Origin of the sequence: Bacillus sp. BK450 (assembly GCF_004364885.1) — a bacterium.
Lineage (GTDB): Bacteria > Bacillota > Bacilli > Bacillales > Bacillaceae > Bacillus > Bacillus safensis.
Genome location: NZ_SOBQ01000005.1, coordinates 167,355 through 182,383, shown reverse-complemented (window position 1 = coordinate 182,383; position 15,029 = coordinate 167,355). Strand labels below are relative to the sequence as shown.

At 42.2% G+C, this 15,029-nt stretch carries 14 protein-coding genes; 5 read left to right on the top strand and 9 right to left on the bottom strand.

Annotated features, from left to right (window positions below; genetic code table 11):
* Positions 1-180: 180 nt before the first annotated feature.
* Genes EV579_RS16395 through EV579_RS16385 form a run of 3 tightly spaced genes read right to left on the bottom strand, consistent with a single transcriptional unit; the run spans position 181 to position 3,504 of the window.
* The gene (locus EV579_RS16395) at positions 181-1,938 is read right to left on the bottom strand and encodes a WD40 repeat domain-containing protein (RefSeq protein ID WP_133744857.1); all 1,758 of its coding nucleotides are present in this window, start codon (positions 1,936-1,938) and stop codon (positions 181-183) included.
* Between the two features lie 4 nt (positions 1,939-1,942).
* Positions 1,943-2,746: a formylglycine-generating enzyme family protein gene (locus EV579_RS16390; protein WP_133744856.1), complete on the bottom strand. Its 804-nt coding sequence runs from the start codon at positions 2,744-2,746 to the stop codon at positions 1,943-1,945.
* Positions 2,747-2,778: 32 nt separating this feature from the next.
* A complete protein-coding gene (locus EV579_RS16385) occupies positions 2,779-3,504 on the bottom strand; it encodes a GTP cyclohydrolase II (protein ID WP_024424596.1) in 726 nt (241 codons plus the stop codon).
* 119 nt (positions 3,505-3,623) lie between these two features.
* Between EV579_RS16385 and EV579_RS19305 the strand changes: the two genes are divergently transcribed.
* Complete coding sequence (locus EV579_RS19305) at positions 3,624-3,749, top strand: hypothetical protein (protein WP_254968622.1); 126 nt, start codon at positions 3,624-3,626, stop codon at positions 3,747-3,749.
* Positions 3,750-3,784: 35 nt separating this feature from the next.
* On the opposite strand, the gene EV579_RS16380 is transcribed toward EV579_RS19305, so the two are convergent.
* On the bottom strand, positions 3,785-4,441 hold the full coding sequence (locus tag EV579_RS16380) for a class I SAM-dependent methyltransferase (RefSeq protein ID WP_024424594.1): 657 nt from the start codon (positions 4,439-4,441) through the stop codon (positions 3,785-3,787).
* Positions 4,442-5,400: 959 nt separating this feature from the next.
* Complete coding sequence (locus EV579_RS16375; protein ID WP_024424592.1) at positions 5,401-5,748, bottom strand: YflT domain-containing protein; 348 nt, start codon at positions 5,746-5,748, stop codon at positions 5,401-5,403.
* Between the two features lie 221 nt (positions 5,749-5,969).
* On the opposite strand from EV579_RS16375, the gene EV579_RS16370 reads away from it, so the two are divergent.
* Both EV579_RS16370 and EV579_RS16365 read left to right on the top strand, forming a co-directional pair.
* Entirely contained in the window at positions 5,970-6,347 is a 378-nt protein-coding gene (locus tag EV579_RS16370) for a YfmB family protein (RefSeq protein ID WP_024426642.1), read from the top strand.
* Between the two features lie 120 nt (positions 6,348-6,467).
* A complete protein-coding gene (locus EV579_RS16365; RefSeq protein WP_024426643.1) occupies positions 6,468-7,472 on the top strand; it encodes an NADP-dependent oxidoreductase in 1,005 nt (334 codons plus the stop codon).
* Between the two features lie 37 nt (positions 7,473-7,509).
* On the opposite strand, the gene EV579_RS16360 is transcribed toward EV579_RS16365, so the two are convergent.
* Positions 7,510-8,652 (bottom strand): DEAD/DEAH box helicase, encoded by a 1,143-nt coding sequence (locus EV579_RS16360; protein WP_133744855.1) that lies wholly within the window; start codon positions 8,650-8,652, stop codon positions 7,510-7,512.
* Between the two features lie 152 nt (positions 8,653-8,804).
* Between EV579_RS16360 and EV579_RS16355 the strand changes: the two genes are divergently transcribed.
* Entirely contained in the window at positions 8,805-10,358 is a 1,554-nt protein-coding gene (locus EV579_RS16355) for an ABC-F family ATP-binding cassette domain-containing protein (protein ID WP_024426645.1), read from the top strand.
* 47 nt (positions 10,359-10,405) lie between these two features.
* Here EV579_RS16355 and EV579_RS16350 read toward each other — a convergent pair whose 3' ends face one another.
* Both EV579_RS16350 and EV579_RS16345 read right to left on the bottom strand, forming a co-directional pair.
* Complete coding sequence (locus EV579_RS16350; protein WP_133744854.1) at positions 10,406-11,596, bottom strand: MFS transporter; 1,191 nt, start codon at positions 11,594-11,596, stop codon at positions 10,406-10,408.
* Positions 11,597-11,652: 56 nt separating this feature from the next.
* Complete coding sequence (locus tag EV579_RS16345; RefSeq protein ID WP_133744853.1) at positions 11,653-12,078, bottom strand: MerR family transcriptional regulator; 426 nt, start codon at positions 12,076-12,078, stop codon at positions 11,653-11,655.
* 143 nt (positions 12,079-12,221) lie between these two features.
* Here EV579_RS16345 and folE2 point away from each other — a divergent pair, with 143 nt between their 5' ends.
* Positions 12,222-13,118, top strand: coding sequence for a GTP cyclohydrolase FolE2 (gene folE2 / locus EV579_RS16340; RefSeq protein WP_133744852.1), 897 nt, complete (start codon positions 12,222-12,224; stop codon positions 13,116-13,118).
* A gap of 22 nt (positions 13,119-13,140) precedes the next feature.
* On the opposite strand, the gene EV579_RS16335 is transcribed toward folE2, so the two are convergent.
* Positions 13,141-15,024 (bottom strand): ABC-F family ATP-binding cassette domain-containing protein, encoded by a 1,884-nt coding sequence (locus EV579_RS16335; protein WP_133744851.1) that lies wholly within the window; start codon positions 15,022-15,024, stop codon positions 13,141-13,143.
* Positions 15,025-15,029 lie beyond the last annotated feature (5 nt).

Genomic DNA, 15,029 nt, shown 5'->3' with positions numbered 1-15,029 from the left:
ATCATAGTAAGGCAAGGAATAAAAAAGTTTATAAGATGCTCGTTGTTTACAAAAACAGCATTTGCGACATTCATATTTATTAATGAGGAGCACATGCGGACAATTGAGTACAGACAGACCTTTTTTCATATGTTCCTTGCAAACACTTATCATGAGAATCCCCCGCTTACATTCTTTTTCTTAATGAGAGATTACTTCTTTCGGAAATTGTTCAAATAAGCGTAGTACTTCGGTATGCGTCCCATCTTCTCGAACGTGATAAATCCCGCCGTCATATGAGCTTGCGTATACATCATTGCCTAATTGTCTGATGGCACTAATCCCATTTTGGGCAATTCTAATTGGGCCGGTGTTGACATCCAGCTCTGGATTCCACACAACGATATAGCCCCAATAATCACCGCTTACAATATAGCCTGAGTCTGTGACTGTGACCGATTTAATCGAATACTGGTGTTCGTTATGCTGGTCTAAAATTCTTCCTGTATGCAAATCAAACAATCTCACATTCTTGTCGCGGCTGACAATGGCGATACGGTCTCGTTTACTATCAATAAAGACATCATTTAACAGCTCTGTCGCACCAATGTATTCCGCTTTTAAGGACAAACTCTTTTTATCTAAAAGACAGATGGTTCCTTCAACTGCTGCTGTGATGATAAGATCTCCTTCTACCTTTAATGCTTTAACTGCACAATCGTGTGCTTTGGAACGGCCGATTTCCTTTAAGTGTTCTGTCGAAATGACATGGACATAACCGCCATAAGTTCCAATATAAAATTGACGATCCTCCTCGTGGAAATACACGCTGTTGACCGGACCTGTGTTAAGATCAAACGAAACCATTTGCTTTAATGACTCATGAACAATATGCACCTGACTTGCATGGTCTCCCCACGCATAATAGCTTCCATCCCGTGCAACAGCTACTCCATTTGTTAAAACGCCCGTCGATTTGGCAATTTCAATCCCATTTTTTCTGAATTTTCCATCATCAGATGCGGTAATAATATCACCTGCATCAGTCAGCGCAATATCATTGATAGATGGTGTCGCCATTTCGATCTCCTCTGATATGACTTTGCCCTTTTCGATCGACCATTCACAATATGTTTTTCCAAAGCTGGCTCCTAGTATTGACTTCTCATCCTCTGTCCAGACAAGCGAGCGCTCCCACTGATATTTATGAGGCAGCAGTGTATCGACTAAATCACCTGTTTCATAATTCCACAGCTTAATTAAATGGTCGTAGCCTGCTGTCAGCAAGTAATTGCCGCTTGGAGAAAAATTCACGCGCTTGACGCCCTGTAAATGGGCTTTGATGATTTTCTTCTCCTGTAAAGTAGCTGCATCGTAAATAATAACGGTGCCATCATCTCTGCCAAGTGCGAAAACTTCTTTTTGATTGCTGCCGCTGATTGTATCGAGCTCATAATCAAACGGGCCGATTTCCCCTACAATTTCTCCGGTTTCATACAGCCATACAAGGACATATCCATCATCACCTGTTGTATAAGCTTTATCACCATGTATCCATACAGCTAATACATCTTTGCTATGGCCATGGAATTCTCTTAAAATAGCGCCCGTTTCGATATCCCAGACTAAGCATCTTCTATCTCTGGACACGGATACAAGTAAAGTATCCTGCTTCGCAAAAGCGACGGCTTCTACATCATCTGCATGACCAAACAACGTGCGGATTCGAGTATTTGTGCCTGTATCATACAATTGAATCGTATAGTCTGACGATGCACTTGCTAAATACTTTCCGTTTTCAGAAAGAGATATGGAGTTAATGATATGCTCGTGACTGCCAATAAACGTTCCTTCTCCTGTTTCCCGGTTCCACTGATAAATACAGCGGTCATAGCCGCCAGTGTAAACAATTTGGTCGTGCTGAGTTGATAAAACAGATGTAATTGGTCCTCTATGCATAGTTTTACACTCCCACCTTTATATGTTGTTTTTGACGAGTCACTAAACGAAAACCAGTAAATCGAAAAACGGGATCTGGGTGCTTCCCGTGTCTTCTTGCGACTCTGCATAAATCTCCGCCTCTTGCGAAAGAGCCGCCTTTTAAAATATAGTAATCACTTCCGAGTGTTTCCGTTAAATCATCGACGACCTCGATCCCGCCTTCATATACGTGATATTTGGTGTTGACCCATTCCTCGACGTTGCCTCCCATATCATAAAGACCAAATAAGGATCGGCCCTTTTCGTAATGACGGACAGGCGTCGTTTTTTCAATATTTGATTCGTGCGTATTGCAGTAAGAAGGATCAAACTCATCTCCCCACGGGTATTGATTTCTCGTGTTTCCCCGGGCAGCATACTCCCATTCTTCTTCAGTAGGAATCGAAACATCAATCCCAAGTTTCCCGCTCAGCCACTGACAGAAGGAGAAGGCATCCTCAATGTCCATGCCCCAAGCTGGATGATCTTTTCCCCCGCCAAGCTCTTCGTTCGTTAAACTCTCCGGGTATGTCTGGCCTGTTTCATCACAATAGCTTTGATACAGTTCATTGCTGACGACCGTATCTGAGATATAAAATTCGTTGATATACGGCTGATAGGACGGAAATTCTTTGTACAGCCACTTTTGAAATTTTTTCTCACGGCCGTAGGTTGGATTGAGCAGCTTGTCCTTCCAGAATTCTGCTGCCTTTTTCATATCTTCTTCATTACTTCCAATCGTTGCATAGCCGCTTGGGATTTGAATCCAATTGATATCAGGTTTCACGCTTTTCTCCCGCCTTCTTTCAATAAACTCGTCTATTGATTAATTAATTTCTTCTCATCGACCATATGCCCTGAGGCTGCTTTTGCCTTTAAATAGGCTTCATTGTAGAGAGAGGCTTCGACCGTATGATCAAACCGCAAAACAGGAAGACCATAAGCTGCAATAGAATCGACTTTATCTGGATTGTTCGTTAGTAAATGCAATGGTTTTCCTTTGTTTAAATAGTGCAAAACAGCTGCTGCTTCCTCGTAATGCCGATCATCATCCCCGCAGCCGATCAGGCGGTTGGCTTCAAAAGTATCCAGCTGCATCTCCTGTAATTTATACGTCAACGCTTTTGCCATCAGCCCAATAGACCGACCTTCTTGATTGGCCATATACACAAGCATGCCTTTTCCGTAATCGGTGATTTTCTTCAGCGATAATGCAAGCTGTGGACCACAATCACATTTCAGTGACCCAAACACATCTCCTGTTTGGCAGACACTATGGATTCGCACAAGCGGCGGCCGTTCATTTTCAAAGTCGCCAAATAAGAGACAAGAGGAAAAGGTTTGCTGCGCGGTACTCATTTGGACAATCGATTCGATCGTTGGTTTTGTATCCCGTTCAACAGGCGCGAAGGCATACCACTTAAATGGCACTTCTTCATGTTGAATGGAAATTGGCAGATTCACAGGCCCCACGAGCAAATAGTGTTTATCTTGAAAGGTAAAATGATGAATCATTGATTGTAATTCATCTACAAACTTGTTCATTAGTCTCCCCCCTATTCATCACTGCACCCAAATCGACTCCCATAGCGCAGTGATGGAGTGATGAATATGTGTACGCACCCCTCAGCTTGTGTGCTCCCGCAGAAGGAAATGGATGTGCGATGTCTCTCATCGTTTTAGACCTTGTCCTTTTCCAGTACAAAGGAGCAGAAATTTTGGTTCATATGCTTTATTTTCTGTCAGAGCAGCAAACGCTCTTGATTGGCAGACGCTCTTTCTTCCCATGAACTCCTCTGCTAGCTTTGAATCACTCACCTTTGTACTAGATTTTGACGGCAATGACATGATGCTGGCTTATTCCAGCCTTCGCTTGTAACGGTGATATGGATACAAGCTCAAGACCTGATGTACAAATTTTTTCGCCAAGCTGAGAATCTGAAAATGAAAAATGGAAACGGCCATCTTCTCCGATTAATCCTGTTTTCCACTGTTCTCCCCAGACAACAAGTGAAAAGACACCGCCTTCATGAAGTAAAGAAGAGACCTGTTTTAAATAACGTTCATGATCATCAGGATGTTGATGATGAAAGCAGCCATGATCTAAAATTAAATCAAACTGCATCCCGCGTCCCTGATCCATGGACCATGACATAAAATCTTGATGAACAAAATGGACAGGAACTGTTTCTCTTTTCTGTAATCCTTCCCACTCCTCATGCTCATACAGGTCGATACCGACATATGCGGAAAGCCCGCTTAAATGTTCTAGTGCACGGCCGTTGCCGCACCCGATATCCAGCACAGAAGCAAGTGCATTCTTTTCCCTTGAACGCCATGCCTTTAATGACATCACTGCTGCGTCTGTTAAGGATGGATCAGTAGACCACATATCTGTTCTTTGCTCATAATGCTCTTGGAATGCCATGCGCATCTTTTCTAAATACAATCCACTGTCTTCATGGTACAAAGCCTTTTTCATCATGAAACCTCCTTCAATTCACAATCTTCTTTTCGGGCAAAGGTGGTTTTCAAGCCAAAAACCTTATGTTAAAATGAAAGATGGATTTTTTAGGAAAATCTGTTTTTCTGAAAAAGAAGAGAAGCACCCCACATGTTCACTCTTCTTTTTCAGCATTCATCCTCATATGCAGCCTTTCGAAGGCCGCACCGCCTCAGCTTGTTCTCTCTTTTTTTCATATGAGTTCACCTCCTTTACCGTTCGATCAACTCACATTTCTTATTGAAACCGCTTTCTCTTTTTTATAAGGACTTAACGTCTTTTGGACAATCTCTTACACTGTGCTTTTAGTAGAAAGATCAATCTACTGTTTAGAATGGCGATCATTTTTTCTTCAAGTAAACGACGATTTGTTCAGTTCTAGTAGACATTTTTGTATCTAAGAGGCGCTTACGCTTTGGTTCTTGCCACCCCCTTTCACTAGATTATGCTTCGAATAAACCTGCCGGAAATTTAACAACTAATTCCATAATGACTGGATTAAGCCAAATATATTGTTTTTAGTTTATTTTGTCAACAAATTATTTCCTAAACATTAAAATGAATTTTCTAATTGAAAATACAGGTAATTTTTGTGGTTTTTTGACCTTAAAACACTTATTTCTACACAAAAATATAACTTAAACCAATAGAACTAAGAAATTTATCTACTAAATTACACAAGTTTTTTATTTAATTTTAAATCAAAATAGAAAGATACAATGATTATTTCCCGAATGGTTTTTTGTGATATTTCGACTATTTTTTCTGCTTCTTCTTGATTTTCATTGGTATAACGGCATTTTCAATTAGAGAGTTTACTATTTATTCCATACTTCTGTATTTACTTAATATCGTAAAAAAGATATATGTCTCTCTTTCAGACATGGAAGCATGAAAAAAAGCCCCTTACAAAAGTAAGAGGCTTTTTCGGTTGGCGTTTACGCCCAGTTTTTCACTTTTTCATGATCTGTGACAAAGAGAAGGACTTTCCCTTCGTCTAAATGTTCTTCAAATGTCTCAGCTTCTTCTTTGGAGAAACCAATTTCATGAATTTTATTGCGGAGCTCATCGCCCTTTTTACTAAAGATGTTCCCAACCGCATGTTTGAGTCCAACTTCTCTTGAGCCAATCGTATTGGCATCTGCATTACTTGCAATACGCTCTGTTCGGTCATCGTCATGGGACAGAACATAAATGTCCTCTCTTGCAACACCGAGTGCCTTTAATTGCTCTACATCTTTTTGAAGTGTTTCATCATTTGAATACTCTCTTACAACAGGTTTCATTTTATATTCCTCCTTTAACGTCTTACGAATCTTTTACCCGTCACTTTTGACATTAAACCTTCCACGAGCACATCCAAATTGCTTGATCGAAGTACCATGTCTATCGACTTATTTTTGACAAAAAGCCTGTAAAAATGACTAAATTTTCTGAATTATTATGTTCAATCCTGTTGATTTGTTGTACAATTCTTATACTGGAGGCTAGAAATGAGGGAGAGCTGATGTATTACTTTTCAGCGGAGCAGCAGTTTAATGCTTGGGTTGTCAGTGATTTGGTGAAACAGCTTTTTCAAAAGTGGAATCCTGAAGAAGCAAATACAAAGCCGCTTACATTGTTTGCCGAACAGCACTTTCACATCTCCATTGATTATCTCTTTTCCATCATTATTAACATTGGAGATATCGAGTCAATTGAACAAGATCCACAAGACATGTTGTCCTCATACTTGAATATCCTTTTTCCTTTTGTGACGCGCGATATGATGAAAGCCTCCATGCAAAATGCAAACGAATATTTGTTAAAAGAACGTGATGCGGATGTGTATCAGCTGTTTGGCTGTCTCCCGCCGCTCCTCTCTGTATCTTTTCAGAAAAAGTAGTCCCTTCGATGAGATGGCGGCTGCTTTTTTGTGTGTGTTTTGAAAAGACCGTATGTTTTGAACGAAAAGAAGCATCATGTTAATGTAAATCTAGGCTGTAAGTGAAAGGGAGGATTTGACATGAGTCAACAAAAGCAAATTCAATTAGCTAAACGTCCAAAAGGATTACCTACAAAAGATGTTTTTCATTTTGAAACAGTAGATATACCTGTGCCGCAAGATGGAGAGGTCTTGATTCAAACGAAATATGTTTCTGTAGATCCTTATATGAGAGGACGAATGCAGGATACAAAATCCTATACACCTCCGTTCAAGCTAAATGAAGTGATTCAGGGCGGTGTCGTCGGAGAAGTCGTTGAGTCGAAATCGCCTCAATTTGAAAAGGGTGATTTTGTCCTTGGATTCCTTGGATGGCAAGAATATTCCACTGCCAAAGCTGAATCTCTGACTAAAATTGATCCGTCCATTGCGCCATTGTCCTATTATTTAGGCATTTTGGGCATGCCAGGGCAAACCGCTTACTTCGGCCTGCTTGCGATTGGCCAGCCAAAAGAAGGCGAGACGGTTGTCATCTCTGGAGCCGCAGGAGCTGTTGGTTCTGTTGTAGGACAAATCGCTAAGATCAAAGGCGCACACGTCGTTGGAATTGCCGGATCTGATGATAAACTCGCTTATTTAAAAGAATTGGGCTTTGATGAAACGATTAATTATAAAACAACAAATGATTTAGATGATGCCATTGCAAAAGCCTGTCCTAACGGCGTTGATGTGTACTTTGACAATGTAGGCGGCGAGATTTCAGATGCGGTGATGAATCATTTAAACCGTTTTGCACGCATTCCAGTGTGCGGCGCCATTTCTTCTTATAATATTAGCGCAAGCGAGGACATCGGGCCGCGTGTGCAAACAAAACTCATCAAAACAAGCGCATTGATGCAAGGCTTCATCGTTGGCAACTATTCAGATCGTTTTGGAGAGGCAGCGAAGGATCTCGCACAATGGGTAAAAGAAGACAAACTCACATATAAAGAAACAATCATTGAAGGCTTTGACAACATTCCTGATGCATTCCTTGGACTATTCAAAGGGGAAAATGTCGGAAAACAGCTTGTCAAAATTTCATAACAAAAAAGGACCCTGCCAATAATGGAGGGTCCTTTTCTTATGCCTGCTTGGGCGCAAGGTGCAGCTGGCCTTGCTTATACACAATTTCTTCAAGCGAAAGATTCAGCTTTTTCGCCATCTTTTTCAGCATTGATTGCTCTTGAGGTGTGACAAGACTGATGACTGCGCCTTCTTTTCCTGCGCGCCCGGTTCTGCCTGAACGGTGGATGTAGCCCTCTTCATTTGGCATATCTGCATGAATCACATATGGCAGATCATCAATATCGATTCCTCTTGCTGCAATATCTGTTGCAAGGAGGAGCGGGAATTCACGCTGTTCAAATGATTTTAAGATCACAGCACGCTCAGCTTTTTTTGCTTCACTATGAAGGACACCAAGGTCGACATGATGGTACGCTAATTTCTCTGCATAAATGCTTAAGTTCGTAATGTCACGCACAAAAACGAGCGCCTGCATGTCCTCAAGCCGTGATAGCTTTTGCAGCAGTTTCACTTTGTCACGCTGATCACATAACAGATAATAGTGACCCACTTTCTGCGCTTCTTCCTCGCTTCTAGCAATTTTCAATACTTCTGGTTCAGATGTCATTTCTTTGATCAGCTGAACGGTTTCATCTTTCAACGTTGCAGAAAAACAAAGGATTTGTCTTTCTTTTAATGTGGACTTAATGATCCCTTGGATCGTTTTCATATGCTCTGGCACAAGAAGCTGATCTGCTTCGTCTAATACAATCGTTTTGACTTCATGCATTTTCAGTTTCTTGATTTTGATTAATTCTTGTACTCGGCCCGGTGTCGCCACAACGATGTTCGGATGTTTCTTTAGTTTTTCTTGCTGCTTCTTGATGTTCGCTCCACCAATCAAGGAGACCGCTTTGATGTCTGATCCTTGTTTGAACTCTTGCACGACATCAAAGATTTGCATCACAAGCTCTCTTGAAGGTGCCAAGATTAAGACTTGAGGATGCTTGATATTGACATCAATTTTATTTAAAAGCGGCAGTACATACGCAAGTGTCTTCCCCGTCCCAGTTGGCGATTCTGCGATCACATCACGCTTCTCCGTAATCCACTCTGCTGTTTTTTCTTGTATAGCTGTTGGTTTTTCGAAGCCAGCCGCTTGAAAGTTTTCCTGAATAAATGGCTTTGCTTCTTTCAAAAATGCCCAATTTTCCGTCATGTCGATCTCCTTTATCCTCATTCAATCTATCCTTTAGTATCTCAAAATCAGCTTTGAAACGCAATTTTTCTTTTGATGCTTTTATCGAGCCGGACAGTTCGATATAATCATGAGAGGCACTAGCCGTTTTGAATCTATTTGAGGTGTAAAAAATGATATTATCTGTTAAAGATTTAAGTCATGGCTTTGGCGACAGAGCCATTTTCCACGAAGTGTCCTTCCGTTTATTAAAAGGCGAGCATGTCGGCTTAATCGGCGCCAACGGTGAAGGAAAGTCAACGTTTATGAATATTATTACTGGCAAGCTGGAGCCAGATGCAGGAAAAGTCGAATGGGCGAAAAATGTCCGTGTCGGCTACCTTGATCAGCATACCGTGCTAGAAAAGGGAAGAACGATCCGTGAAGTCCTTCAGGATGCATTCCATTATTTATTTTCAATGGAAGCCGCGATGAATGACATTTATGGCAAAATGGGTGAAGCCGATCCTGATGAGCTGGAAAAGCTGTTAGAGGAAGTTGGCGTCATTCAGGACGCACTGACAAACAATGATTTCTATATCATTGATTCTAAGGTCGAGGAGATTGCAAGAGGTCTTGGGTTAACGGATCTTGGATTAGACCGTGATGTGACGGAGCTCAGCGGCGGTCAGCGTACGAAGGTATTGCTAGCAAAATTGCTGTTAGAGAAACCTGAAATTCTCCTTCTCGATGAGCCGACCAACTATTTGGATGAGCAGCATATTGAATGGCTGAAGCGTTATTTACAGGAGTATGAAAATGCGTTTATCCTCATTTCACATGATATTCCGTTTTTAAACAGTGTCATCAACTTGATTTATCATGTTGAAAATCAAGAGCTCACGCGCTATGTTGGCGATTATGATCAATTTAAACAAGTGTACGAAGTTAAGAAGCAGCAGCTTGAAGCAGCCTATAAAAGACAGCAGCAGGAAGTGGCTGAACTAAAGGATTTTGTCGCAAGAAACAAAGCACGTGTCAGCACAAGAAATATGGCGATGTCCCGTCAAAAGAAATTGGATAAGATGGATATGATTGAACTGGCAGCAGAAAAGCCAAAACCAGAATTCCACTTTAAACCGGCACGTACGTCTGGGAAACTGATTTTTGAAACGAAAGATTTGGTCATCGGTTATGATGAACCGCTCTCTCGCCCATTGAATTTGAAAATGGAACGCGGGCAAAAAATTGCGCTGTACGGTGCTAACGGTATCGGAAAAACGACGCTGCTCCGAAGTCTTCTTGGGGAAATCACACCTATTTCTGGTGAGGTGGAACGTGGAGAATTCTTGCATATTGGCTACTTTGAGCAAGAAGTAAAAGAGCAAAACAGCAATACTTGTATTGAAGAAGTATGGAGCACCTTCCCTTCTTACACGCAATATGAAGTCAGAGCCGCTCTTGCAAAATGCGGATTAACGACAAAACATATTGAAAGCCGTGTGTCTGTATTAAGCGGAGGAGAAAAAGCAAAGGTCCGTCTTTGCAAGCTGATCAACGAAGAAACCAACTTACTTGTTCTCGATGAGCCGACAAACCATTTAGATGTCGATGCAAAAGAAGAACTAAAACGCGCGTTAAAAGAATATAAAGGCAGCGTCTTATTGATTTCTCACGAACCTGAATTTTATCAAGATGTGGCAACCGAAACTTGGAATTGCGAATCTTGGACGACAAAAGTATTATAACGACAAAAAAGCCTTATATCTTCAAAAGATATAAGGCTTTTTTCTAATTAATGACCTGCTTGGATATTCACCAAATGCTTACGTCCAAGGAGCAGAATAATCATGCCTAGAAGAACAACAGCAGCCCCGACATAATAAGGTGTACTTGCTGTATACGATTCAGCGAGAACTCCGGCAATCCAAGGAGCGATCGCGCCCCCAATAAACCGTACAGCACTGTAAGAGGATGAAGCAATTGAACGTTCAACCGGTGCTGACCCCATCACAGCTGTTGTGAGCACTGTATTGATCATACCGAGAATTCCCCCAGCAATGACAATTCCGCATATCACGACCACAACATGAGCCGTCCATACCCCAATGCCGAATAAGATTACAGCAAACGAAGCAAACAGAACCACAAGTGAGGTCAATGTCCCAAGTTTGCGATGAATGACCGGCGCTGAGAAGACGGAGGTCACAGCCAAAAATAGCCCCCAACCAAAAAAGACATAACCAAGTCCATGCTCATCAAGATGGAGCACAAATGGTGAATACGCTAAAAGCACAAAGAAACCGAAATTGTATAAGAAAGCGGCAGATGCCATCGTTAAAAGTTCTTTATATTTTAACGCCCCGACAGCCTCGAAAAATTTCACTTTTTTCTGCGGCTTTTGCATAGGTGGAAGCATAAAGGTAATCGCTAAAAGAGCAATAAGCATTAACACGGCAACGCCAAAGAAAGGCCCGCGCCAAGAAATTGTGCCAAGCTCACCGCCAAGCAGCGGTCCAACCGATATCCCAAGACCTAGTGCTGCCTCGTATAAAATAATAGCCTTCGCACTTCCTCCAACAGATACACCGACAATGACAGAGAGTGCAGTTGAAATAAATAAAGCATTCCCAATGCCCCATCCGCCTCTAAAGCCAATCAATTCATTAATCGTTGAAGAAGTACCTCCTAAAGCAGAAAAAACAATAATAAAAATGAGTCCTACTAATAATGTCCATTTCGCACCAATCCGGCTAGAAATAAAGCCGGTGAAAAACATCACAAAGCCGGTCACAAGTAAGTAGCTTGTAAATAAAAGAGACACCTGGCTTGGAGATGCATGTAATTGCGATGCAATGGCTGGCAAAATCGGGTCCACGAGTCCTATTCCCATAAACGAAATCACACACGCAAAGGCAACAGCCCAAACGGCTTTTGGCTGCCTAAGCAGACTTGTACGCTGTTTCAACACTTCTTCTTCCTTCATTCCATCAGAACCTTTCCTTCAAATGTTGACAAAATAAAATAAACACGCAGAGGTGTTTATTTTTGTAATTGCTCAATTGCATGAGCCGCTCTTTCTTTCATCGCTTCAAGATCCTTTTTAAAGGATTGAATGGTTTCAAGCTTTTTTGAAATCAATTGATGCTGCACAGTCAGCTGCGCCTCAATATCTAACAGCTTCTCTAATCGTTCCTTCGGATCAAGCGACAGCAAGTAGCCTTCTTTATTCAGCTCTAGCTGCTTTCCGATTTCCATAAACGATTGAAGCTCCTGTAAAGAAAAGCCGAGTACCTCTTTTGCCTGCATCACTTTCTCTAGCTCTTCCATGTCGTCCTCTGAATAAAGTCTGACTCCGCTCTCTGTCCGCTTTGGTGCTGATAATAAACCAATCTCTTCATAGAAACGAATCGTCCGTTTTGTCAGTCCGCTTCTTTTCGCCACTTGATCAATTTTCATCCATTCCATCACCAGTGCCTCCTGCTCATCAATTCATGTTTTATTATACACTTTTATAACCTTAACGTAAACGTCAAAGTTTTAACACTTGATTCCCTTCGTGTTTTATTGCAAAATAAATAGGAATTATTACGATTTAAAGGAGGTACTATATGCGCTCATTTCTATCTAAAGAAGAACGGCACCAGCTATTCGGATCTGTACCGCCAAGTCTTGGCACAAAGCCTTGGCAAAAAGAGGACATGACGGACATTCAAAAAACAGAGCAGGACTTTTATTTTCATCTTGAACAGGTCGGGATCTGCCGCATGTCCTATCCGGTGCATATCGTATCTAAAACAGCACCACAGCGCCAGACAACCACTGCTGAATTTTCACTGAGTACATCCCTGCCAGCTCATCAAAAAGGCATTCATATGAGCCGGCTCACTGAACAGCTGCACTCGTTTTATGAGAGCAGCAAGCCGCTTGATGTGAATAGCCTAAAAGAATTGACAGCAGCGCTCGCCCGGGAAATGAATCAGCCCTGTGCTTCCGTTCAAGTTGCCTTTCCATGGTACATGGAAAAACAGAGCCCAGTCACCGGTCAGTTAGGCTTGATGCATGCGACTATCAAATATGACGTCCATTTTCATGAAAAGGACGGATGGACCTGTCACGTCGGCTGTGATGCACAGGTCACGACATTATGTCCCTGTTCCAAGGAAATCAGTGAATATGGTGCACATAATCAGCGCGGATCTGTTTCCATTCTAGTAGGGTTGTTTGAACAAGCATCACATCCTGACGACATCAAGGCCGCTCTTTTACATATCATTGAGTCCAATGCGAGCGCACCGCTTTATCCCGTGCTCAAAAGACCTGATGAAAAGAAAGTGACGGAAAAGGCTTATGAAAATCCGCGCTTTGTAGAAGATATCACAAGATTAATTGCCATCGAATTATATGAGCAGCCATGGATTAAATCCTTTCAAGTCGAGTGTCGTAATGAGGAATCCATTCACCAGCATGATGCGTATGCCAAATGCTCCTATGAAAAAAACCTGTAGATCGCTCTACAGGTTTTTTTCTTTATTCATTTAATTCCTCAATCATAAGCGACAGTTCTGTCCAGCGGTCCATTGCTTGTTCTAGTTCTTCCGCAACGGCTTTTTGTTCGTCCATTAGCTCTTGAATTTTTCCAAAATCACTGCCTGCTTCCGCAATGCCGGCTTCGAGCTGCTGATGTTTTTCCTCTAATGCTTGTATCCGGTCTTCAATCCCGTCCCATTCAAGCTGGTCTTTATAAGAAAGTTTTTTTCTCTTTTTCGGCGCAGCTTCTACTTGTTTTTCAGCAGGCTTTGTCTCTGTCCGTTTCTGCTCTTTTTCCTGTTCCATATAATCGCTGTAAGCACCTTGGAAGTGTGAAATGCGGCCATTTCCTTCAAAGACAAGCAGACGGTGAACCACTCGGTCTAAGAAATATCGATCATGGGACACGGTGATGACGACGCCAGGGAACTGCTCTAAATAATCCTCTAAAATACTGAGGGTCTCTGTATCAAGGTCGTTCGTCGGCTCATCTAAAAAGAGAACATTCGGCTCTTCCATTAAGACTTTCAATAAATACAATCTGCGGCGTTCTCCCCCTGACAGCTTACGGATAAACGTCCGCTGCATCGATCTTGGGAAAAGGAAGCGCTCCAGCATCTGCTCTGCTGTGACAATGGCGCCATCAGACGTCTTGACGATCTCAGCTGTTTCCTTGATATACTCAATGATGGTCAGCTCATCATTCATTTCCTTGTGATCCTGCGTGTAATAGCCAATACGAACGGTTTGTCCAATGGTCAATTGTCCTGAGGTCGGTTCGATTTTACCCGCTAAACAGTTCAGCAGAGTGGTTTTGCCGACTCCATTCGGTCCGATGAATCCGATACGATCACCCGGGACGACTAAATCTGTAAACCGCTCCACAAGGGTCTGGCCAGCAAATGAAATCGATAAGTCTTCTGCCTCGATCACTTGTTTTCCTAGGCGGTGCGAGCCGATGGCAAAATCAAGCTCTCCCTTCGCATCAGGTCCTTTTTGGTCCTTCAGCTCTTCGACTCTGCCGATACGTGCTTTCTGCTTTGTCGTTCTTGCTTTCGCTCCTCGTCTCAGCCATGCAAGCTCTCGTCTAAGCAAGTTTTGACGCTTCGTTTCTTTCACCTGAGCTTCTGCTTCCCGCTCCGCTCTTTTTTCTAAAAAGACTTCATAATTTCCTTTATACGTATAAAGCTGACCTTGATTTAACTCATAAATCCGATTGGCCACCCGGTTTAAGAAATAACGATCGTGCGTCACGAGAATGACAGCACCGCTATATTGGCTTAAGTATCCTTCAAGCCATTCAATGGTGGCATTATCAAGGTGGTTGGTTGGCTCATCTAAAATCAGCAAACCTGCAGGCTGAATTAAATTTTTAGCAATGGCGACACGTTTCTTCTGTCCGCCTGATAATGCATGGACAGAGCGGCTCACATCTTTCACGCCAAGCTTTGTCAAAATCGTTTTTGCTGAAAGGTTCGCATCCCAAGCGTCTTCCTGATCCATTCGGTTTTGCATGCGCATCAGCGCTTCTTGTTTTGCTTCATTTTGCGGGTCATGCTCTAAATCGGCGAGTGCCTGTTCATACGCCTTCATCGTTTGAATCATTGGTGCCGTTCCAGAAAAAATGTAGTCAAGAATGGTTTCAGTTCCGCTCATTTCAGGATCTTGCTCAAGAAATTCGATATCAAGTGTCCCTGATTTCGTGATGTCACCTTCTTCAAACGATTCAAGCCCCGCGATGACTTTTAGAAGCGTTGACTTCCCTGTACCATTTGGTCCAATCAATCCGATGCGCTCCTTCGGTTCTATATGAAACGAAATATGATCAAACAGCGTTTTCTCGCCATAGGTTTTATATAATCCTTCAACATTCAATAAACTCATTTTAT

What these genes read in the sequence shown, in the direction of transcription:
- EV579_RS16395 (WP_133744857.1), bottom strand. Translation starts at nt 1,938, where the DNA reads ATGCATAGAGGACCAATTACATCTGTTTTATCAACTCAGCACGACCAA.
- EV579_RS16385 (WP_024424596.1), bottom strand. Translation starts at nt 3,504, where the DNA reads ATGAACAAGTTTGTAGATGAATTACAATCAATGATTCATCATTTTACC.
- EV579_RS19305 (WP_254968622.1), top strand. Translation starts at nt 3,624, where the DNA reads ATGTCTCTCATCGTTTTAGACCTTGTCCTTTTCCAGTACAAAGGAGCA.
- EV579_RS16380 (WP_024424594.1), bottom strand. Translation starts at nt 4,441, where the DNA reads ATGAAAAAGGCTTTGTACCATGAAGACAGTGGATTGTATTTAGAAAAG.
- EV579_RS16375 (WP_024424592.1), bottom strand. Translation starts at nt 5,748, where the DNA reads ATGAAACCTGTTGTAAGAGAGTATTCAAATGATGAAACACTTCAAAAA.
- EV579_RS16370 (WP_024426642.1), top strand. Translation starts at nt 5,970, where the DNA reads ATGTATTACTTTTCAGCGGAGCAGCAGTTTAATGCTTGGGTTGTCAGT.
- EV579_RS16365 (WP_024426643.1), top strand. Translation starts at nt 6,468, where the DNA reads ATGAGTCAACAAAAGCAAATTCAATTAGCTAAACGTCCAAAAGGATTA.
- EV579_RS16360 (WP_133744855.1), bottom strand. Translation starts at nt 8,652, where the DNA reads ATGACGGAAAATTGGGCATTTTTGAAAGAAGCAAAGCCATTTATTCAG.
- EV579_RS16355 (WP_024426645.1), top strand. Translation starts at nt 8,805, where the DNA reads ATGATATTATCTGTTAAAGATTTAAGTCATGGCTTTGGCGACAGAGCC.
- EV579_RS16350 (WP_133744854.1), bottom strand. Translation starts at nt 11,596, where the DNA reads ATGAAGGAAGAAGAAGTGTTGAAACAGCGTACAAGTCTGCTTAGGCAG.
- EV579_RS16345 (WP_133744853.1), bottom strand. Translation starts at nt 12,078, where the DNA reads ATGGAATGGATGAAAATTGATCAAGTGGCGAAAAGAAGCGGACTGACA.
- folE2 (WP_133744852.1), top strand. Translation starts at nt 12,222, where the DNA reads ATGCGCTCATTTCTATCTAAAGAAGAACGGCACCAGCTATTCGGATCT.
- EV579_RS16335 (WP_133744851.1), bottom strand. Translation starts at nt 15,024, where the DNA reads ATGAGTTTATTGAATGTTGAAGGATTATATAAAACCTATGGCGAGAAA.